The sequence below is a fragment of the Microbulbifer thermotolerans genome, from assembly GCF_001617625.1.
In the GTDB taxonomy this organism is placed as follows: Bacteria; Pseudomonadota; Gammaproteobacteria; order Pseudomonadales; family Cellvibrionaceae; genus Microbulbifer; species Microbulbifer thermotolerans.
Window position 1 is genome coordinate 529,534 of sequence record NZ_CP014864.1, and the last position, 20,353, is coordinate 549,886.

Consider the following 20,353-nt stretch of genomic DNA (forward strand, 5'->3'; position numbering starts at 1 on the left):
CCGCTCAGACGATGGTCACGAGCGGCTGGTCGAACTCTACCGGCTGACCGTTTTCCACCAGAATGGCTTCGATGGTTCCGGCCTTGTCGGCTTCGATCTGGTTCATCATCTTCATCGCTTCGACGATGCAGATCACGTCTCCCACTTTCACCTGCTGGCCGACCTTCACGAAAGGCTCGGCGCCGGGGCTGGGGGCGGCGTAGAAAGTGCCGACCATCGGCGATTTGACCACGTGGCCAGTGATTGCCGGTGCTTCTTCTTGGGTTTCAGCGGCTGCCGGCGCTGGAGTCGGTGCGGGCGCGGCGGCAGGGGCCGCGGGCGCCGCGTAAACGGGAGCCGCCTGGGGGGCACCGCTGACACCGCGGCTGATGCGCACGGACTCTTCTCCTTCCTTGATTTCCAGCTCGCCGATATCCGATTCCTCGAGCAGTTCAATCAGTTTTTTAATCTTGCGGATATCCATAATGTTCACTCACAGTGTTGGTTCGCTATTTGGTCGTTGTGTCCAGTTGAAAAATGGCTGCCTGCAGGGCCAGGGTGTAACTGTGCGCGCCGAAGCCGCACACGACCCCGCGGGCCAGATCGGAAAAATAGGAGTGGCGGCGGAATTCCTCTCTCGCATGGGGGTTGGACAGGTGCAGCTCGATAAACGGTATGGCCACAGCCGCCAGTGCGTCGCGCAGCGCTACGCTGGTATGGGTAAACGCTGCCGGGTTGATCACGATAAAATCCACGCCCTCGTCCCGGGCTGTATGTATGCGCTCGATCAGCGCCGCTTCGCTATTGCTTTGCAGCGTCTGCAGCTGGTGGCCGGCAGCTTCGCACTGGAGGCGCGCCGCCTCGTTGATCTGCGCCAGGGTGGTGGCACCGTAGATTTCCGGCTCACGCGTACCGAGCAAGTTGAGATTGGGGCCGTGCAGCAGGAGAAGTTTCGCCATGGAATGCTCTCAAAAAGGCGCAAAACAGTTAGAAAAAACCGGTGAAAATCTACAATCTTGCGGAAAAACTAAAGATTGCGGATTGTGTGCCCGACAGCCGGGGTGAGTGTGCCGCAAAAGTGACTCTATGTCCATGCCTGCGGCACAGCTTGCTGAAGTTAGCCGCATTTCGGCGGCTTTTCACTGATATTCAGCGCAGAAATATTGCGTTTGTCCTTTTTGCCGGTGGGTCTGGCTACAGTGGCGCACTTCTGCCCTGCTCAACGCATGGAAGTGCCGAGCCCACCTTCGGCGGCCGACTGCAGTTCCGCCAGCAGGCCCTCGCGGGTCAGGATCTGCGGCAGGACTTTTGCCTCGCCTCCACCGGCGGGGAAGAGCAGGTAGAGGGGGACACTGGTGCGGCCGTATTTGGCCAGCAATTCGCTGATTTGTGGATCTTGGTTGGTCCAGTCGCCTTTCAGTGCCACTACCCCCAGTTGCTCCACCGCCGTGACGATTTCGTCGCTGGATAACACCACCTTTTCGTTGGCCAGGCAGGTGATGCACCAGGCGGCGGTCATATTGGCCAGCACCGGGCGTCCTTGGCTGCGCGCTTCTTCCAGTCGTTCGGGCGAATAGGGCTGCCAGTAGCCGCTGGCGGTTTCCGAAGAGGCTTCCACTGTATTCAGTTGCGGCAGAAGACCGACAGCAAAAGCCAGTGCCAGCAGAGCTACCGCGCTTTTACCCCAGCGCCATTTGCTGCCGGCTTCAAGCGCGTGGGGCCATATCCACAGGGCAAAGGCGATGGCCACTGCGCCGGCCAGGACCAGCGCCACGCCGTCGCTGCCGCTCTGGCGACCCAACACCCACAATAGCCACACGGCGGTCAGGTACATCGGGAAGGCGAGGAGTTGTTTTAACTTGTCCATCCAGGGGCCCGGGCGCGGCAGGCGATCCGCCAGGGCCGGAATATAGGTCAGCAACAGAAAGGGTGCCGCCATGCCGGCGCCCAGCGCGGCGAAGACCGCCAGCGCCACCGCCGCCGGTTGAGTGACCGCGAAGCCCAGTGCGGATCCCATCAGCGGTGCCGTGCAGGGACTCGCCACCAGGGTTGCCAGAGCGCCTGTGGCGAAGGAGCCACGCAGCCCGGGGTGTGCGCTGACGCCGCTGCCGAGTCCCATCAGGCGGGTGCCGAACGCGGTCAGGCCGGAGAGGCTGAGCCCCATGGTGAAAAACAGGTAGGCCAGGGCTGCCACCAGCCAGGGGGACTGCAGCTGGAAGCCCCAGCCGACAGCTTCGCCGCCCGCGCGCAGGGTCAGCATCAGTGCCGCGATCAACACAAAGCTCACTACCACGCCAATACTGTAGGCCCAGCCGTGCAGGCGCCGCTGGCCCGCCTGTTGCGAGGTCTGGCTGATTGCCAGCAGCTTGATCGAAAGTACCGGAAAGACGCAGGGCATCAGATTCAGCAGTAGTCCCCCGGCAAAGGCCAGCACCACCGCCAGGGCCAGGGTCATGTCGGTATTGGTGTCCGTACCGCTTGAGGGGGGAGTGCTGCTTCGTGCGGTGGGGGCTGTGACCGGTGTGGCGCTCGCCTTTGTAGGATCTAGCTCAAAGTGGCGCACCTGGGGTGGATAGCAAAGACCGGCGTCGGCACAGCCTTGGTAGTGGATTTCCAATTGCAGTGGGCCAGCGCTCTGCACCGCCAGGGGAATTTCCAGCTGCAGCCGGTAGACCTCTGTTTCCTTCTCGAAGTAGTCGTCCCAGATGACTTCGCCCTCGGGCAGGGTCAGGGGCAGCTCTTTCTTGGTGCCGCCGTCAATGTGATACAAGGCCAGCTTGTCCCGGTAGAGGTAGTAGCCTGGCGCTATTTGGAAGATGGTGCTGATGTTGTCGCCGGAGAAGAGGAAGTCCTGCTGGTAGGCCTGGTCGACAGGGAGGAACTCTGCGTCACTCGCGGCCAGGGAGGCAAAAGGGGAATCCGACGCCAATGTGCTGCTCCCTGTGCCGAAAGCCAGCGTTAGGACTGTCAGCAAGGGGAGGAAAATTTTGGAGAAGCGCTTGGTTATCACAGTCATCGGAGTAAAAATTCATTATAGTCTGACGAGAGCCTTTGACTGACGCCGTCGGCAGGGGTTCGGTCGAGCCGGCAGTATAGCGACGGCGGTGTCGCAAAAAAACAACAGTTGGGGGTTGGCTTGTCGTCAATTGACCGTCTTCGCACTTTTAGTTTGTTGTTGGTCCTGTATTTGGGGGGCTGTGTAACCACCAGGCCGCCGATACCATCACCGCGCGCGATACCTTTGCCGGAACCAGAGCCGACAGCACCCTCGCCGGAGGAAATACGCAGGCGCAATGTTGAGTTCTTTCTCGATCGCGCCGAAGAGGCCCTGCACCAGGGGCTTTTGATTTATCCCGCAGGCGCCAGCGCATATGACTATTATCTGCGCGCAAGGCAATTGGATCCGGATAACCGCCGTGCCGCCGGGGGTATACAAGCCATAGTGATCGAATTCGTCGAGCGGGCCCGCAATGCCCTGCGCAAGAGGTCTTTCGGGGAAGTGAACACCTATTTAAGCCGCGCCGAAGAACTGGCACCGGGCAATCCACTGGTGATGGAGGTGCGTGCACAGTTGGCGCGAGAGCTCAGTCGCGCGCGCCAGGATCTGCCCCAGGGCGAGAGCTTGGAACTACCGGTCGGGCAACTGGATGCAAAGTCGGACGCAGTGGTGGCTTTGTTGCACCGCGCCGCGGAGCGCATCCGCAATGATGGATTGCGGGTGATTATCGTGGCACGCACCGATGCAGAGGGGCGCTGGATCTATCAACAATTGCGCGAGGCAGTGCCCGGCTACCGTGTGCGGGGGGATATCAAGCTGGGCAGCCCGCCGCGGTTGCTACTGCAACTTGGTGGAAATACGGAATGAAATCTGGCAGGAGGCGATGATGCGAGGAGTGCACATTTTTCTGTATACCGTGTTTTTTTTGGGCATTGGCGCGTCGGTCTGGGCGCAAACTGTGCGGGTGCAAGGCTACGCCCGTGAAACTTTGCCGGGCGCGGCGATGACCGCGGCCTACCTCTCTTTCCACAACGAGGGCACTGGCGACATGCAATTGCAGTCCGTTGAACTGCCGGATATTGATGGTGCCATGGTGGAGCTGCATACAACTGTGGACGACGACGGTGTCAGCCGCATGCGTCCTCTGGCTTCACTAGTGATTCCCGCCGGTGGCGAAGTGCGTATGGCCCCCGGTGGTACGCACCTGATGTTGCACGGTGTCAAGTTGCGGGCCGGTGAACAATTGCAATTGCGCTTGCACTTTGCCAGCGGCGCGGTACTGGAGGTAGAAGTGCCGGTGCGCGCTCTGCCAGTGGCTGCGCAGCACCATCACCACCACTGAACTTTTACCGCTGACCGGGTACGAATTGAAGCGAAAAAACGCGTGAAAAAACGCAGGAGGATTTGATGAAAAAGCTGTTGTTGCTCCTCGGCGCTTGTGTACTGGCGGCCTGTGCCCACAGTCCACTGCAGATTCAGGTGCACCCACAGGTACAGGTAGTGCCGGAGACCATCGGCGCCGGGTACACTTTGAGTGTGCGCGGTGTCAATCAGCTGCCGGGCGGTGGACTGGGATCCTTAGGCGGAGTCTATGCAGAGACCGCCCGCGTGAGCCTAGCTAACGATGTAGAGGGGGCAATTGCTTCGACCCTGCGCGGTGGTTTCGATAAATGGGCTTTCCGCACGGTCGACGAGGGTGGGGACGTGCAGGTGCTGGCAAAACTGACCGGTCTCAAGTACGACAGCCCCAACAAGTTGTATACCAGCAAGGTGGACACCTCTGCTGAAGTGGAACTGGAAGTGAAGATCGGGGGCGCTACCTATTTCGGCAGCTACCGCTCCAGTGGCGTGGACCGAACGCTGATCAAGCCCAGCCGAGAGGAAGTCGAAGCGCGCATTAACGGCCTCTTGGGGGCGACGTTGCAGCGCGCGTTTGAGGATGAAAAACTGAGAAACTTCTTGCGCACCCATCTGTGAGTGTGTGATTTGCATCGAAACAGCGGGTGGGCAGGGAAGGCACCGTGCACGGAGTATTGTCGCGGACTCGAATAGTGGAGTCGGTGGAATCGCAATATTGCCGCTGCCGTGAGCAAGCGGCTGTTCCCGGTCGGCGCGGTAGGACTACTTAAAGGCGCGAGCTTGCAGCTTTGACTGAGTTTGACCCAAAATCCGTCGAATATCTCGGCCTGCTAACTCAGGTCGATGGTGACCTGATGCCCGGCGCACAAATTAGCCTGCAGGCCGCTGAGGTGGCGCTGGGGGAGATTGCCGACGGAGTGATTGTCACTGACGCCCGCGGCCGAATCACCTATAGCAATCCATTGGTCAGTGAGATGACCGGTGATTTGGTGGGGCTGCTGCCGGGGCAGATGCTCAATGACAGCCTGCAGTTATACGATGCTCAGGGCGTGCCTTTACCGCCAATATTACCGCCGTCCGGAGGGGACGAGGACGCGCCCAGCGTCCGGGAGTTCAGCGCCTGTATACGGCACTCCGGTGAATCGCATAGCCCCTTGGAGGTTAATGTACAAGTGTTGGCTGTGCGCGATGGCGCAGCCCTTAGCAACTTTGTTCTGGTCCTGCGGGACACTTCTGCCGCGCGCCGTATTTCCTCCCGTCTCAGCTGGCAGAACAGCCACGATGCCCTGACCCGGTTGCCCAACCGGCAGTTCTTTGAAATCGAATTGCAGCAGACTTTGTCCCTGTGTGTCGACCGGCGTCAACACCATGTGCTGTTGTACCTGGATGTCTATCAGTTCAAGGTGATCAATGACACTTTGGGCTACAGCGCCGGTGACCAACTGCTCACACAATTGGCGCAGTTGCTGCGCCGTTGCCTGTCGAGTGCCGATCTGCTTGCACGTGTGGGCAGTGACGAGTTCGCGGTATTGCTGCGCGACTGCACCTTGGAAGAGGCGCGCAGGGTGGTGGCGCGGCTGTTGGAGGCGGTAAAGGGTTTTGCCTTCCGCTGGGAGGGTAGTGATAGCCGCGTGGCGTTGTCTGTCGGTGCGGTCACCGTGGACCGCCATGCACCCAGTGCCACCCAGTTGCTGGCGTCGGTAAACGACGCATGCCGCGTGGCGCGCGACCAAGGCCGCAACCGGGTGAAGTTTTTCGGCGACCCGCGCAAGGTACTGGAAAAGCGTCGCGAAACCACCTGGGTGGCGGAGATTCATGCGGCTTTGCGCGAGGAGCGTTTTTTACTCTACCGTCAGCCGGTGGTGTCGCTTCAGGGCGAGCCGCGGGTGCATCATTACGAGATATTGGTGCGTATGCGCGGTCGGGATGGAGGTCTGATCTCCCCCGGGCTGTTCCTGCCTGCGGCGGAGCGATACGGATTGATCGAGGATGTGGACCGGTGGGTGATTCGCGAAATCTTCTCCTACATGGCGCTGGAGCAGCGCATGGGTATGAGTGGTTTCAACTATGCGATCAATATATCCGGTATCAGTCTGGGGGATGAAACCTTCGCCGACTATGTATTGCGGGAGATGACCGAGAAGGGGGTGGCGCCGTCGCGGGTGCAGTTTGAAATTACGGAAACCAGTGCGATCAACAACCTCGAGCGGGCGCTTATTTTTATCCACAAGTTGCGGGCTGCCGGCTGCAGCTTCGCCTTAGACGATTTTGGGCGCGGTGTTTCCTCTCTGGCCTATCTGCGCCAGCTGCCGGTGGATTACCTGAAGATCGATGGCAGCTTTGTGCGCAATATGATCGAAGACGAGATCGACAGTGCAATGGTCAGCACTATCGATCACTTGGCCAAGCGAATGGGCATAAAAACCATCGCTGAATACGTCGAGACCCCTGAACTGATGGAGCGGTTGCGCCTAATGGGAGTGGACTACGCCCAGGGCTTTGGTATCGCTGCCGCCGCCTGTCTGCCGGAAATCTGTGAAGCGGCCCGGAATCCAGGGGTCGAGGCCCAGGGCGGTTCCTGAGACTCCCGACTAGGGAAACTCTGATTAATTCACGTTCTGGGGGCAGAGATTCTTCGTGGGCGGATGAGAAGCTCAGGTGATAGGGTAGATATTTCGAAACCGTCGGATACAGGGATGTATCCGTCGGAGCTACAGGGAAGTACTTGTGCGCTTTCGAAATATCCATCCTATTGCCTGAGCGCCCCGGAACCCACCGTAGTATCCCCTCGAATTAATCAGAGGTTCCCTAGGCGCCCCCTCCTTAAACAACCGCCGCCAAAAGTTCGGCGTGTTGCTCCGCCCGCAACCGTGGTCCGTACTGACTCACTACCTGAGCCGCCGCCCGGCAGGCGAGTTCTCCCGCTTCGGCGAAGGGCATATCGCGGTTGATACCATAGAGGAAGGCGCCGGCAAACATATCCCCGGCGCCGTTGGTATCTATTGCGTGTACCTTGGGGCTGGAAACCCGGTGCTGCCGCTCGCCATCCCAAAGTAGGGCGCCTTCGGCGCCTAGGGTAATGGCAAAGCTGCGGCAGTGGCGCTGCAGCGCCGCGGCCGCGTCGTCGAGGGAATTGGTTTCGGTAAAGCCCAGTGCTTCGTCGCGGTTACAAAAGAGCATATCCACGCCGTCGCCAATCATTTCCCCCAGCCCGTCCCGGAACAGCTGTACCATGGCCGGATCGGAGAGGCTGAGCGCCGTTTTTACCCCGGCTTTCTCCGCCTGCTCGCGCAGGGCGATAGCGGCGGCTCGACCGGTTTCCGATGACACCAGATAGCCTTCGATATAGGCCCAGCGGGAGGCGGCCAGAGCATGGATGTCCAGCTCTGTTGTCGACAGTTGTTCGCTGATGCCCAGGTAAGTATTCATGCTGCGCTCGGCGTCTGGAGTGACCAGAACAAGACATTTTCCGGTAGTGCCCGGGACCGCTTCATCCAGTGCGTCCGGGTAGTCGACGCCGGCACTGGCGAGGTTGGCGAGATAAAAGTCTCCGTTGTCGTCCGCTGCCACTTTGCAGGAATAGAAAGTGCGCAGACCGAAATAGCTGGCGGCGATTACCGTATTGGCGCCGGAACCGCCACAGGCTCGGGTGGCGGTTACCAGGTGATCCTCCAGATCCGCTACCAGCTGCCGCTGGCGCGCATCGTCCACCAGGGTCATGACCCCCTTCTCAACGCCGAGCTTCTGCAGATCCTTGTCTGTGACTTCGATTTCCGTGTCGAGCAAGGCTGCGCCTATGCCGTAGAGGTCGTACTGGTGCATATTCGTCCTTTTCGGAGCTGATTGAGTAAATAACCGGCGCATTATCGCCGCCCTCAGGGCAAGTGCAAGGTGGCGAGTTTGACTTGTGTTGCGCAAGCCTTATAAAGGGCCGGCCCAGAAGTGCTGCTCTTTGTGGTGAACTTTTGTACAGCTGCCGCGGTCAATCCACAGATTGCACTCTATCTATAGTTGATTAAATAGTCTGAAACTTCGTTATATGGCATCGAACAAGCGCCGGCGCCAAAATGCGTCTAGACCGGGGAGATTACACCGTTGGATGGTGCGCCTTAGCCTGATGGCACTGGTGGGGGTACTGGCGCTGGCGGGCTACATGGTCTACCTGGACGTACAGCTGCGCGAGCGGCTCGACAGTCGCCTGTACCAATTGCCGGCGCGGGTATTCGCGCGCCCGCTGATTCTGCGCGAGCGCATGGTGATGCGCCCTGACGAACTGGAAGCGGAGTTTGAAGCGTTAAATTACCGCAAGCGGGATACATTGACGGAACCGGGTCAGTGGACCCGGAACGGAATGGATTACCGGGTGTGGCGCCGGGACTTTCAACACGCGGATGGCCGCGAGCCGGCGGCAGTGGTCAGCTTCCGCCTGCGCAACGACGAAATCAGCAACCTGCGCGACGAAAATGGTGAGCGCCTGGAAAGCTTCCGGCTCGACGCCGCGAACATCGGCACCCTTCTCGGTGGCGGCGACGATCGCAACCCAGTGCGTTTTGCCGATATTCCCCCGCTGCTGGCCAACACACTGATCGCAGTGGAGGATCAGGACTTTCTCAATCACTTCGGTGTGTCCCCGCGCGGCATTGCCCGTGCCATGTTGGCCAATCTCAAGGCCGGTGAGGTGGTGCAGGGTGGCTCCACCATCACTCAGCAGCTGGTGAAAAATATCTTTTTTGACCACAAGCCAAGTCTGTGGCGCAAATTCAATGAAGCCCTGATGGCAATCCTGATGGAATTGCACTACGAGAAGGGCTATATCCTGCAGGAGTACATCAATGAGGTGTGGCTGGGCCAGCAGGGAAGTCGCGCCATATACGGCTTTGGCCTGGCCTCCGAGTTCTATTTCCAGCGGCCCCTGGACAGGCTGGAGCCGCACCAGATCGCACTGCTGGTAGGGTTGGCAAAGGGAGCCTCCTACTACAACCCCTGGCGCCATCCGGAGCGGGCATTGGAACGGCGCAATACCGTGCTCGATATTATGCTCAAGCAGGGCTTGATCGATGCGGACACCCACCGGGCCAACAAGGCGAAACCGCTCGGCGTGAGCAGCGCCGGCGGCAACGCGCAAAACCCCTATCCGGCATTTACAGAGAGGCTGCTGGAAGAGCTGCGCCCCTATTATTCCTACGAGGAACTGCGGACGGCAGGTCTGCGCATCTACACCACGCTGGCGCCCTCGGTGCAGAAAGTGGTGGAGGACGCTGTCAGCGCTGGTGCCGCCAATCTGGAGAAGACGCGCGGCATTCAGAAAGGCTCCCTGCAGGCGGCGACGGTATTGCTGGAAAATCAGAGTGGCAAGGTGCTGGCGATGGTTGGTGACCGCCGCCCGCACTATCCGGGCTTTAACCGCGCGCTGGAGGCGCGCCGCCAAGTGGGCTCTCTGATCAAGCCCGCGGTCTACCTGACCGCGCTGGAGCGGCCGCATAAATACAATCTGGCCACACCGATTGAGGATGCTCCGCTCCGTGTCGAGTCGGATGATGGTCAGGTGTGGATGCCCTCCAATTTCGACAAGCGCAGTCACGGCCCCACGCCCCTGTACCTGGCTCTGGCCAAGTCCTATAACCAGGCCACGGCGCGCCTGGGAATGGATTTGGGGCTTGAGAATGTACGGCAGACCATCCGCCGCCTGGGGGTGCAGGCGGATTTGCCGCGGGTGCCCGCCATGCTTTTGGGCGCGGTGGAGTTAACCCCCTTCGAAGTGGCCAATATGTTCCAGACCATCGCCAACGGCGGTGAACATGTGGAGCCTCGCACCCTGCTAGCAGTTTCCGATGCGGACGGCGGCCATGCGCAGTACTTCCGCCGTCGCGCTGACCGCGGTGTGGACCCTGTGCCCGCCTATTTGCTGCGCTACGCATTGGAACAGGCGATGCGCGAGGGTACCGGCAGAAGTGCCTTCCGACGGCTTCCGGGCAGTGTGGCTTTCGCCGGGAAAACGGGAACCACCAACGACTATCGCGACAGTTGGTTTGCGGGCTTCTCCCCGGGCGTTACTGCAGTGGTGTGGCTGGGCCGCGACGACAATGCGCGCACGAGTCTGACCGGGGCCACTGGCGCCCTGTCTATCTGGACCGAGGTAATGCGCAGCCTGCCGCACCGTCACGGTCGCGTGGAGCCGCCCCGCGGCGTGGAGTTCAAGCCGGTCAACGAGCGCGGCCAATATATGGACCCTGACTATTGCCGCGGTGGTACAGAGTTGCCCTTCTCCTATGAGACGCGTCTGCAGCCAGCGCCGGAGTGCGCGGGGCGTGATCGTTGGCGTTGGTTCCGCAACTGGTTTGATCGCGGGGATCAGCAGGAGGCCGCACCGAGGGAAGAGATGACACCGGGCTGGGGAATTGACCCAAGCGAAGAAGAGCGCCGCCGCGAGCGAGAGCGACAATTGCAGGAGCAGCTGCGCCGCGACGATGAAAGCCAACAGGACCCCCAGCCGGATGAGGAGCCGCTACAGTTGCCGCGGCGCGAAGAAGATCTCCGTAACCGCGCTGCGCCGGTGGTGGAGGCGCAGCCCTGGCAGCGGGAAGCGCCGCAGCCCTGGGAGCTGGAGGACCAGTGGCCTTGAACCTCGATTGAAGCGCTGGCGAAGCGCCCCCCTCCTGGGCAACGCACTGCGTCCCGTCCGCAAGGGTTATTTCACAAGACTTGGCCCCCTCTTTTTTTGACCGCTCGAAGACTTCCTCTCGCGGTGTTTATTTTTGAGTGGATTTAGCGGTCGCCCCCCCCCCTTTGCCCTTTGTATATAAATGATAATAGTTGCCATTTATATTTATTTCAGCGCAAACATCACCTATACTCCGCGCCGGCGTTGGCGCTGGGTCATTTTGGGAGGTCAGAATAATGTCAGGACAGTACACAAAGAAAACACCGCTCACTCTGGGGGCGCAGACTATTGCTGCGGCGTTGGCATTCGGCACGCACGCCGCGGCCGTCTATGCAGAGGAGCCGGAGTGCGAGGATAAAAAAGATGTGGAATGCGTGGCCGATAAGGAGGCCATAGAGCACATCGAAATTCACGGCGTGCGGCACTCGGTTTACCGCTACGATCGTTCGGGGGACCCCCGCCGGGTCGCCGACCTGGTGGATACGCCGCAAACGATCAGTGTGTTGACTCTGGACCAGATTCAGGAATCCGGCAGGACCGACCTGAAAGATATCCTCAATGCCCAGGCAGGAGTCACTCTGGGCACCGGTGAGAACGGCAACGCCTTTGGCGACCGCTATATTATCCGTGGGCACGAGGCGCGCAGTGATGTGTTTGTCGACGGTTTGCGCGATCCGGGGATGACCACTCGCGAAAGCTTTGCCACCGAGCGCGTCGAAATCACCAAGGGGCCGAGTTCCACCTTTGCCGGGCGCGGCTCGTCCGGTGGTGCGGTCAACAGCATTACGAAAAAGGCTTCCACTGCTTACAACTTTGGACGTGTAGATCTGGCCGCGGGCAGCGATGACCACAGCCGTTTTACAGTCGATTACAACCTGTCACTGTCGGATGAGGTGGCAGTTCGCATCAATGGCTTGTCCGCAAGCGAAGACAAGCCGGGGCGCGAAGGCATCGAGCGCGAGCGCGACGGTGCACAATTGTCTGGTATATACAACCCTTCCGAAAAACTGTCTTTCATTGCCGACGTCTACTATCTGGATGCGCATGACAAGCCGGATCTGGGCAGCTATTTCGACAAAACTGTCCGCGAGCCGGTAGAGGATATCCCGGTGTATGCCCAGGACAACGACTTCCTGGATTCCGAGGTGACCACCTTTACCCTGCGCACCGAATACAAGATCAACGACAAGCTGCGTTTTTATAACGCGACGCGCACAGGGCAAACGGAAAACGGTTACATCACAACCGGTCTTCACGGTACCAACCGGGCCGATACCGATCCCGAAGCACCCGGTGCTGCCACCATGACCCTGAGTACCCATCAAGGTTGGCAGGAGGTGGACTATGTCACCACCCAATTCAACCTTTTTTGGGATGCCGAATGGTTCGGTCGGGAGCACAAACTGGTGTTCGGCCTCGAGTACACCGACGAGTCAGTGGATAACGGCGTTTATGACATCGAGTATGGCAACGAAACCAACTGCCTGACTTCGGGGCGTAGAGGTGTTTCCGGCGCATACTGTATTTTGGATGCGGAGGGCAATCTGGCGAGCGACCTCGGCCGGGTAATGGGTCGAACGTTCACTCGTGGTGAAGCCGATTCACTCTATGACATTGAAACCGTGTCGGCCTATGTAATGGACACCTTTGCCGTCACAGACAAGATGGATATCTTTTTCGGCCTGCGCCAGGACCGCTTTGACTACAGCAATGTCACCAGCGATCAGCTGTACGCCTATTCCGATACCATGTACAACGGCCACCTGGGCCTGGTGTATGACTTAGCCGAAAACGGCAATGTCTACGCGACATACAGCACCGCGACCAATATCAATGGCGGCGAGTCGGATCTGGGCACCAACTGTGGTTATGGCGGGTTGTGCGGTACGCCGGAGCAGGCTGCGCAAGCGGATCCGGAAGTGGTGGAAAATCTGGAGCTGGGCACCAAGTGGATGCTTTTCGATGAAAAGCTGATGTTTACAGCTGCGGCTTTCCGCATGACCAAAAGTGACGTGATGGAGAGTGTGGGTGACAGCTACTCCACCCTGGGCACCCTGAATACCGGTGAAAACCGGGTCGAGGGGGTGGAGTTTGGCCTAAGCGGTGATATCACCGATAAACTCAGTATTCAGGCCTCTGCCACACTGATGGATTCCGAAGTATTGGATTCTTACAACGAAGAGAACATAGGGCTGGCGCTGAGTAACTTCTCCGAGAAGAGTTACTATTTCCAGATCCGCTATCAGCCGACAGAGCGCCTCGCTTTTGGTGGCGATTACACTTACCAGGGTGAAATGTACGGCGGCCAGCCGGATACTGCGGCGGGTTACGACCACGAAAGCGGTCAATACAGCATTGTGGTCCCCAGTTACCAAGTGGTGGGGCTCTTCGCTAACTATCATGCGACGGAAAGACTTACCGTGCGGGCCAATATTGGCAACCTGCTCGATGAAGAGTATTGGACCGCGGCATACCGCTCCGGGGCGTTTATGTACCTGGGTGACGGCCGCAGTTTCCGCACAACGTTAACCTACGAGTTCTGACAAGGGGAGTGCGTACGGCCGATGGTTGTGATTGAAAACCTGCTGACACCAGAGGAAGTCAGCCGCTTCCGCGAGGTGTTATCGTCCTTGCCCTGGAGTGACGGCAAGGCCACCGCCATGGGGATGGCGGCGGCGGTCAAGAACAATCATCAGGCCGATGCCTCGAACCCGGGCGTGCAGCGGTTGGCCAACCAACTGCTGGCGCGCCTGGGGGAGACGCCCGCATTTATTTCCGCCGCACTGCCGCACCGCATATTTCCGCCGGTATTCAACCGCTACAGCGAAACGGAAGAGTATGGATTCCATGTCGATGCGGCGATCATGCGTATCCCCGGCACCGCAGACGTATTGCGCAGCGATGTGTCGATGACGCTGTTTTTGAACGAGCCGGAAGAATACGATGGCGGCGAGCTAATCGTTGCCACTGAGTTCGGAGAGCAGTCGGTCAAGCTGCCCTCCGGCTCGGCTGTAGTCTACCCCTCCAGCAGTTTGCACAAGGTCACTGCGGTGACCAGAGGTCAGCGTCTCGCTGCCATTACCTGGATTCAGAGCATGGTATCCGATACGTCGGCACGGCGAAGCCTCTATGAACTGGATCAGAGTATCCAGCGGTTGTTGCACCAGGGGCAGGTGGACAGGGCCGAGCTGGATCGGTTGCACTGTGTTTACCACAACCTGGTGCGTCAGTTTGCGGTGATTTGATTCAGTCCTGCAGCAGCTGCGCTGCCTCTTCGGCGAAATAAGTCAGTATCCCGTCCGCGCCGGCGCGTTTAAAGGCCGTCAGGGATTCCAGTATCACCAACTCGCGATTCAGCCAGCCGTTGTCAAACGCGGCACAGTGCATCGCATACTCACCGCTCACCTGGTAGGCAAAGGTGGGGACTTTGAGTTCGTCTTTCACTCGCCGCACCACATCCAGGTAGGGCATACCCGGTTTGACCATAATCATGTCCGCACCTTCCTGCAGGTCCAGGGCGCACTCGTGCAGCGCTTCATCACTGTTGGCCGGGTCCATCTGATAACTCGCCTTGCTGCCGCCCTTCAGATTGCCTGCGGAGCCGACAGCATCGCGGAACGGGCCATAGTAGGCAGAAGCGTATTTGGCGGCGTAAGACATGATCAGGGTGTTCACATGGCCCTCCCGCTCGAGAGCCTCGCGGATGGCGCCGATGCGGCCGTCCATCATGTCCGAGGGCGCCACTACGTCGGCGCCGGCGACGGCGTGGGAAAGGGCCTGCTGTACCAGAACTTCGACAGTATCGTCATTGACGATGTAGCCGCTGTTGTCCATCAGCCCATCCTGGCCGTGGCTGGTGAAGGGGTCCAGGGCTACGTCAGTGATTACCCCAAGTTCCGGCGCGGCATTTTTGAGCTCGCGCACGGCGCGCTGGGCCAGGCCATCGGGATCATAAGCAGCGCGGGCGTCATCGGATTTGTGTGCCGGATCGACCACCGGGAAAAGCGCCACCGCGGGAATACCCAGCTGCAGCAGCGTTTTGGCTTTTTTTGCCAGCAAATCCACGCTCAGGCGCTCGACATCCGGCATAGACGTAACTTTCTGAGTCTCGCCACGCCCCTCGATCACGAACAGCGGCAGTATCAGATCGTCGCAGCTGAGGCTGTGCTCACGCACCAAGCGGCGGGAAAAGTCCCGAGCGCGCAAGCGGCGCAGGCGGGTGTGTGGGTAGGCGCCGCGGTGAAGGTTATTGCTCATGGGGAAGTGACTCCGGTTGGAAGAACGTAAAGCGGCGGCAATCATAACAAACCGGTTGCGGTTGAGCTGTTCCTCTTCCATAGCCTGTCGAAGCTCTCTGCAACACCCATGGGAATATGTCAGGGATTTCGCAGGTGCTGCACCAGAGCTTGCCCTGCGGCGCTGATATGGTTTCCGAGAATGCATGTCGCCTGCTGGATTTCTCCTTGGCGCAGAGCTGACAGAATTTCATAGTGTTCGCTCTGACTTTGGGCCTGATAATCGAGCCCTCGGGACTGGTAGCCGATATAGCGTTCACATTGTTGGTGCAGTTGTTCCACCGTCGCGAAGAGTGTCCGCCTGCCGGCGGGGCGGTAGAGACAGGCGTGAAATTCCCGGTTGAGCGCACCAATTTCTGCAGCCTCGAGTTGGTTGCCGATTTCCATGCGGTCGAGAATATCCTCCGCGCGACCGAGGATTTCTCCGCTGAGATGCGGCGCGGCAAGTTCGAGCAGCAGGGGTTCCAGCCGCGTGCGCATTAAATAAAGGTCTTCTACTTCCAGCGGGTCGAACAGGGGCACCGCCACCCCGCGTTTGCCATGCCCGCTGAGCCAGCCCTCGCTTTTCAGCCGCTGTAGGGCATCCCGCACTGGTATGCGGCTGACGCCGTACATTTCCGCCAATTCGCTCTGCTTTAAGATTCGGCCCGGCGCAAAGCGCCCCTGTTGTAAGTCTGACTTCAGGCGTTGATACAGGCCCATTTAATCTCTCCGCTTGAAAATCCAGTGGCTGGCGAGTCCTCCGACAAGCCCCCAAAAGGCGGAGCCGATTCCCAGAAAGCTGGCCCCGGAGGCGGTGACCAGAAAGGTGATCAGTGCGGCCTCGCGGCTGTCGCTTTCGCGGGTGGCGCCCTCGAGACTGGCGCCAATAGTGCCGATCAGCGCCAGGCCCGCCAGGCTCGCGATTAGCGCTGGCGGGAAGGCGCTGAACAGAGAAACCACAGTGACGCCTCCAAGACCGACCAGCAGATAGAAAATGCCCGCGGCGATACCTGCCGTGTAGCGCTTGGCCGGGTCCGGGTGTGCCTCCGGTCCGGTGCAGATGACGGCGGTGATCGCGGCGAGATTAAAAGCAAACCCGCCAAAGGGTGTCAGTAAGAGTGATGCCAGTCCGGTGCCGCTGATGACCGGTGAAACAGGTACCCGCTCATAGCCGCTAGCGCGCAGCGTCGCGACACCGGGAATGTTTTGTGACGTCATAGTGACGATAAACAGCGGCAGACCGACCCCGAACAGAGTGGAAAGTTTGAACTCCGGCGCTACCAATATTGGCTGGCTCAGCGCCCAGTGTATCTGTTCGAAATGGGTCAGGCCCAGCAACCAGCTGGCGACAAAGCCGGTGATTAAAACCAGGATGATCGCGTAGCGAGGCAGCCAGCGGCGGCCGAGGAGGTAGGCCGCCAACATTGCGCCCACCAGTGCCGGGCTGGCCTGCAGCGAAGTAAATACGGACAGGCCGAACTGAACCAGAATGCCGGCCAGCATGGCGCTGGCCACAGGCGCGGGAATCTTTCGCGTCACCTTGTCAAAGGTGCCGGACAAGCCCAGCAAAAGTGTCAGCACAGCACTGAACAGGAAAGCGCCAACCGCCTCGGACATGGACACGCCTTGCAAACTGGTGGCCAGTAACGCGGCGCCGGGGGTCGACCAGGCGGTGATAACCGGCGCGCGGTAGTACCAGGAAAAAAGGATACAGGTGAGTCCCATGCCGAGTCCGAGCGCACCGATCCAGGACACCATCATCGCTTCGCTGGCGCCAGCGGCGCGGGCGGCCTCGAAGACAATGGCAATGGAACTGGCGACCCCGACCAGCACTGCCACAAAGCCGGCACTCACTGCGGACAGGCTCGTATCTGTAAAAATGGAGCGAGACAAAATGTATACCTTTTATAAAATGTATACATTTTTATATGTCGCTTTTATTGTGAGCGCAACCATTTTGTGTGACAGCAGTTGCTGAACTTGTGGAACCTCTGATTAATTCGCTTCCTGACGGTAAAAATTCTTTGGCGCTAGATGAGAAGCTCAGGTGATAGCATGGTCATTTCGAAACTGTCGGATACAGGGATGTATCCGTCGGAGCTACAGGGAAGTACTCGTGCGTTTTCGAAATAGCCATCCTATTTCCTGAGCGCCACGGAACTAACCAAAGCGTTCACGCGAATTAATCAGAGGTTCCTTGTATTTACGCTGTCGTTGATTGCGGAGCACCCAGGTAATGGGATGCGCATTCGAATCTGAAGAAGCGTTGCCGCCAGGAAGTGAATAAATCTGAGGTGCCTTAGGGAGCCTATTGGACTGGGGAGGAGAAGGAGACAGAGTTGACCCGCACCGGGGTGCGGGTCAGGGAGGGGGTCAGCCCAGTTGGCCGAGCACCTTGCGTGCGGCGGCAATGGTTTCTTCAATATCTGCATCGCTGTGCGCCGTCGACATAAAAGCGGCCTCGTAAGAGGCGGGTGCCAGATAAACCCCTTGCTCCAGCATGCCGTGGAAAAAGCGGTTAAAGCGCTCACTGTTGCAGGCCATTACCTGTTGGTAATTGGTGACCTTCGCGTCGTCGGTGAAGAAGAATCCGAACATACTGCCGGCCTTGTTGGCGGTCATTGGGATGCCCGCATCTGCGGCGGCGGCCAGTATACCTTCGACGAGACGGTCGGTTTTCTCTGTCAGCTTCTCGTAGAGCCCCGCTTCCTGTATCAGGCGCAGTGTCTCCAGACCGGCGACCATGGCCACCGGGTTGCCGGACAGAGTACCGGCTTGGTACACGGGGCCGAGAGGGGCGATTTTTTCCATAATCTCGCGCTTGCCGCCAAAAGCGCCCACGGGCATACCGCCGCCGATCACCTTGCCCAGGGTGGTGATATCGGCTTCTATGCCGTAATGACCCTGGGCTCCGGTCAGGCTGACGCGGAAACCGGTCATCACTTCATCCACAATCAACAGAGCGCCGTGCTGGTCGCAGACTTCGCGCAGGGTTTCCAAGAAGCCGGGCACGGGCGGAACACAGTTCATATTGCCGGCCACCGGTTCGACGATGATGCAGGCAATCTGGTCGCCGATTTGTTCAAAACACGCCCGTACACCTTCGGCATCGTTGTAGGAAAGGGTAATGGTATGGTCGGCGAGGGAGGCCGGTACACCGGGGGAAGACGGCACGCCCATGGTCAGCGCGCCGGAGCCAGCCTTGACCAGTAGGGAGTCGGAGTGGCCGTGATAGCAACCTTCAAATTTGACGATCTTGTCGCGCCCGGTATAGCCCCGTGCCAGACGGATGGCGCTCATGGTGGCTTCGGTGCCGGAGTTGACGAAGCGCACTAGGTCCATATTCGGCCACAGGCGGCACAGCTCTTCCGCCAGCTCGGTTTCCAGTTCGGTGGGCGCACCGAAGCTGAGGCCGGACTGCGCCGTCTCGATCACTGCTTCGATAACTTCCGGGTGCGCGTGGCCGAGCACCATCGGGCCCCAGGATTGCACATAGTCGATATAGCGCTTGTCATCGGCATCGTAGAGGTAGGCGCCCTCTGCGCGGCGGATAAACAGCGGCGTGCCCCCCACGGCTCGGAATGCGCGCACCGGAGAGTTGACGCCGCCGGGAATGTATTGCCGGGCTTCGGCAAAGAGTTGCTCGGATTTGCTCATAGGAATTGGAAGTGCTTTGGAATAGAGGCGGGCTATTATCGCGTTCGGGACACGGTGCTACAACCGAGGGTATACGGGCGGGAGAGGGGCAGGGCTACGGCGGAAGCCGGGCAGCCCCTATCGCTTGGCCCAAAATAGTCGGTTGGGAATCGGTCGCCCCATCCCCAATCTGCGGCTGTCGGCGATGGCACTCCAGGTGAACTGCTGACTGCGGCTGACCGCCTCGATGACCGTCAGGCCGTGGGCGATATGGCAGGCAATGGCGGTGGCGAGGGTGCCACAGGTGCCGTAGGCCGCGGAGGGCAGCCGCTCCCATTGAAATTGGCGGATCAGGCCGCGTTCGTCGTAAAGGCGGTTTTCAAGGTGCTGATTGCTGGGTACCCCGGTGAGCAATAGATAGCGGCAGCCGCTTTCGAGTAGCTCCTGTGCCATGGCGTCGAGTACGTCCGCTTCCAGTGCCATGGCACAGGCCTCACGCCGGTTGGGGCAGGCCATGGTGGCGTAGGGAAGCAGTAGTGATGTCAAAGCCTCCCAAAGCGGTGGTGCCAGCAGGCTCTCTTTATCGGCGAGAGTGGCGTCCGGATCTATGATCACGGGGATGTCCGGGTAGTCGTGCAAAACACTGTGCAGGGCGCGCACATTTTCCACGGAGCCCAGGTAGCCCACTTTAATGGCCGCTACCGGCATATCTTCCAGCACCGCGCGTGTTTGCTCCACCAACAGGCTGTCCTCTACGGGGGCCACGCCCATCAGCTCGCTGGTATCGCCGACACTGATTGCGGAAACCACTGAGGTACAGTGACAGCCGAGGCTGGCGGCTGTCTCGGTATCGGCGGTGATGCCCGCGCTGCCGCTCGGGTCGTGGTGCGTGATCGTTAGTATTACGGGTTGGCGCGTATCCATTGGTTGTGTGCACGGCTGGCGGTTGCTGTGGATAAGTCCTCTTAGTTTAGTTGCTGCGCCTGCTGCTATCGGAGTGATTCTGCAGCGGAACGCCGATTAAAAGGGCTTCACCACTGCCAGGATCACGATCGCGATCAGCGCTATCACCGGCAGTTCATTGAAGACGCGGAAGTAGCGCCCGCTTTTGCTGACGGTGTTCGCGGCGAATTGGCGCACATAGGCTCCGCATAGGTGGTGATAGCCAATCAGCAGCAGGACGAAAAACAGCTTGGCGTGCAGCCAGCCGGCTTTCAGGTAGTAGTTCCCGTTGTAGCTGATCAGCCAGATTCCGAGCGCTATAGTGGCGATCATCGAGGGTGTGGCAATGCCGCGGTAGAGGCGGCGCTCCATGATACAAAAGCGGTCCCGGCTTACGGCATCGGTGGCGTCCACGTGATACACAAACAGCCGCGGCAGATAGAAAAGCGCGGCAAACCAGCAGACCACGGCGATAAGGTGGAAGGCTTTGACCCACAGCAT

The 20,353-nt window shown here is 59.4% G+C and carries 17 protein-coding genes; 7 read left to right on the forward strand and 10 right to left on the reverse strand.

The window, feature by feature from the left end; all coding sequences use genetic code 11:
- Positions 1-4 precede the first annotated feature (4 nt).
- From accB to A3224_RS02165, 3 genes are all read right to left on the reverse strand, one after another.
- Complete coding sequence (accB, locus tag A3224_RS02155; RefSeq protein WP_067150880.1) at positions 5-463, reverse strand: acetyl-CoA carboxylase biotin carboxyl carrier protein; 459 nt, start codon at positions 461-463, stop codon at positions 5-7.
- Positions 464-488: 25 nt separating this feature from the next.
- On the reverse strand, positions 489-938 hold the full coding sequence (gene aroQ, locus A3224_RS02160) for a type II 3-dehydroquinate dehydratase (RefSeq protein ID WP_067150883.1): 450 nt from the start codon (positions 936-938) through the stop codon (positions 489-491).
- Between the two features lie 260 nt (positions 939-1,198).
- Positions 1,199-2,995 carry a protein-disulfide reductase DsbD family protein gene (locus A3224_RS02165; protein WP_067150886.1) on the reverse strand — a complete coding sequence of 599 codons (1,797 nt, stop codon included), beginning with the start codon at positions 2,993-2,995 and terminating at the stop codon, positions 1,199-1,201.
- A gap of 225 nt (positions 2,996-3,220) precedes the next feature.
- Here A3224_RS02165 and A3224_RS02170 point away from each other — a divergent pair, with 225 nt between their 5' ends.
- From A3224_RS02170 to A3224_RS02185, 4 genes are all read left to right on the forward strand, one after another.
- Positions 3,221-3,844, forward strand: a complete 624-nt coding sequence (locus A3224_RS02170) for an N-acetylglucosaminyltransferase (RefSeq protein WP_231902435.1) — start codon at positions 3,221-3,223, stop codon at positions 3,842-3,844.
- A gap of 28 nt (positions 3,845-3,872) precedes the next feature.
- Entirely contained in the window at positions 3,873-4,319 is a 447-nt protein-coding gene (locus tag A3224_RS02175) for a copper chaperone PCu(A)C (protein ID WP_175487776.1), read from the forward strand.
- Between the two features lie 65 nt (positions 4,320-4,384).
- Positions 4,385-4,954 carry a YajG family lipoprotein gene (locus A3224_RS02180; RefSeq protein WP_067150896.1) on the forward strand — a complete coding sequence of 190 codons (570 nt, stop codon included), beginning with the start codon at positions 4,385-4,387 and terminating at the stop codon, positions 4,952-4,954.
- A 170-nt stretch (positions 4,955-5,124) separates the two neighbouring features.
- Positions 5,125-6,918, forward strand: coding sequence for an EAL domain-containing protein (locus tag A3224_RS02185; protein WP_067150899.1), 1,794 nt, complete (start codon positions 5,125-5,127; stop codon positions 6,916-6,918).
- A 241-nt stretch (positions 6,919-7,159) separates the two neighbouring features.
- Here A3224_RS02185 and A3224_RS02190 read toward each other — a convergent pair whose 3' ends face one another.
- The gene (locus tag A3224_RS02190) at positions 7,160-8,158 is read right to left on the reverse strand and encodes an adenosine kinase (protein WP_067150902.1); all 999 of its coding nucleotides are present in this window, start codon (positions 8,156-8,158) and stop codon (positions 7,160-7,162) included.
- Positions 8,159-8,435: 277 nt separating this feature from the next.
- Here A3224_RS02190 and mrcB point away from each other — a divergent pair, with 277 nt between their 5' ends.
- The 3 genes from mrcB (at position 8,436) to A3224_RS02205 (ending at position 14,242) form a co-directional block, all read left to right on the forward strand.
- Positions 8,436-10,958 carry a penicillin-binding protein 1B gene (gene mrcB / locus A3224_RS02195; protein WP_231902436.1) on the forward strand — a complete coding sequence of 841 codons (2,523 nt, stop codon included), beginning with the start codon at positions 8,436-8,438 and terminating at the stop codon, positions 10,956-10,958.
- 275 nt (positions 10,959-11,233) lie between these two features.
- The gene (locus tag A3224_RS02200) at positions 11,234-13,540 is read left to right on the forward strand and encodes a TonB-dependent receptor (RefSeq protein ID WP_067150907.1); all 2,307 of its coding nucleotides are present in this window, start codon (positions 11,234-11,236) and stop codon (positions 13,538-13,540) included.
- 21 nt (positions 13,541-13,561) lie between these two features.
- Complete coding sequence (locus A3224_RS02205; protein WP_067150910.1) at positions 13,562-14,242, forward strand: Fe2+-dependent dioxygenase; 681 nt, start codon at positions 13,562-13,564, stop codon at positions 14,240-14,242.
- A gap of 1 nt (position 14,243) precedes the next feature.
- Here A3224_RS02205 and hemB read toward each other — a convergent pair whose 3' ends face one another.
- From hemB to hemJ, 6 genes are all read right to left on the reverse strand, one after another.
- Complete coding sequence (hemB, locus tag A3224_RS02210) at positions 14,244-15,254, reverse strand: porphobilinogen synthase (protein ID WP_067157311.1); 1,011 nt, start codon at positions 15,252-15,254, stop codon at positions 14,244-14,246.
- Between the two features lie 119 nt (positions 15,255-15,373).
- Complete coding sequence (locus tag A3224_RS02215; RefSeq protein ID WP_067150914.1) at positions 15,374-15,994, reverse strand: GntR family transcriptional regulator; 621 nt, start codon at positions 15,992-15,994, stop codon at positions 15,374-15,376.
- A complete protein-coding gene (locus A3224_RS02220) occupies positions 15,995-17,167 on the reverse strand; it encodes a benzoate/H(+) symporter BenE family transporter (RefSeq protein WP_067150917.1) in 1,173 nt (390 codons plus the stop codon).
- A 480-nt stretch (positions 17,168-17,647) separates the two neighbouring features.
- On the reverse strand, positions 17,648-18,931 hold the full coding sequence (hemL, locus tag A3224_RS02225; RefSeq protein WP_067150920.1) for a glutamate-1-semialdehyde 2,1-aminomutase: 1,284 nt from the start codon (positions 18,929-18,931) through the stop codon (positions 17,648-17,650).
- 117 nt (positions 18,932-19,048) lie between these two features.
- The gene (thiD, locus tag A3224_RS02230) at positions 19,049-19,834 is read right to left on the reverse strand and encodes a bifunctional hydroxymethylpyrimidine kinase/phosphomethylpyrimidine kinase (RefSeq protein ID WP_067150923.1); all 786 of its coding nucleotides are present in this window, start codon (positions 19,832-19,834) and stop codon (positions 19,049-19,051) included.
- A gap of 96 nt (positions 19,835-19,930) precedes the next feature.
- Positions 19,931-20,353, reverse strand: a complete 423-nt coding sequence (gene hemJ / locus A3224_RS02235) for a protoporphyrinogen oxidase HemJ (protein ID WP_067150926.1) — start codon at positions 20,351-20,353, stop codon at positions 19,931-19,933.

Coding starts and splice junctions, on each gene's coding strand:
- accB (WP_067150880.1), bottom strand. CDS start 463: ATGGATATCCGCAAGATTAAAAAACTGATTGAACTGCTCGAGGAATCG.
- aroQ (WP_067150883.1), bottom strand. CDS start 938: ATGGCGAAACTTCTCCTGCTGCACGGCCCCAATCTCAACTTGCTCGGT.
- A3224_RS02165 (WP_067150886.1), bottom strand. CDS start 2,995: ATGACTGTGATAACCAAGCGCTTCTCCAAAATTTTCCTCCCCTTGCTG.
- A3224_RS02180 (WP_067150896.1), top strand. CDS start 4,385: ATGAAAAAGCTGTTGTTGCTCCTCGGCGCTTGTGTACTGGCGGCCTGT.
- A3224_RS02190 (WP_067150902.1), bottom strand. CDS start 8,158: ATGCACCAGTACGACCTCTACGGCATAGGCGCAGCCTTGCTCGACACG.
- mrcB (WP_231902436.1), top strand. CDS start 8,436: ATGGTGCGCCTTAGCCTGATGGCACTGGTGGGGGTACTGGCGCTGGCG.
- A3224_RS02200 (WP_067150907.1), top strand. CDS start 11,234: ATGTCAGGACAGTACACAAAGAAAACACCGCTCACTCTGGGGGCGCAG.
- A3224_RS02205 (WP_067150910.1), top strand. CDS start 13,562: ATGGTTGTGATTGAAAACCTGCTGACACCAGAGGAAGTCAGCCGCTTC.
- hemB (WP_067157311.1), bottom strand. CDS start 15,254: ATGAGCAATAACCTTCACCGCGGCGCCTACCCACACACCCGCCTGCGC.
- A3224_RS02215 (WP_067150914.1), bottom strand. CDS start 15,994: ATGGGCCTGTATCAACGCCTGAAGTCAGACTTACAACAGGGGCGCTTT.
- hemL (WP_067150920.1), bottom strand. CDS start 18,931: ATGAGCAAATCCGAGCAACTCTTTGCCGAAGCCCGGCAATACATTCCC.
- thiD (WP_067150923.1), bottom strand. CDS start 19,834: ATGGATACGCGCCAACCCGTAATACTAACGATCACGCACCACGACCCG.
- hemJ (WP_067150926.1), bottom strand. CDS start 20,353: ATGCTGTGGGTCAAAGCCTTCCACCTTATCGCCGTGGTCTGCTGGTTT.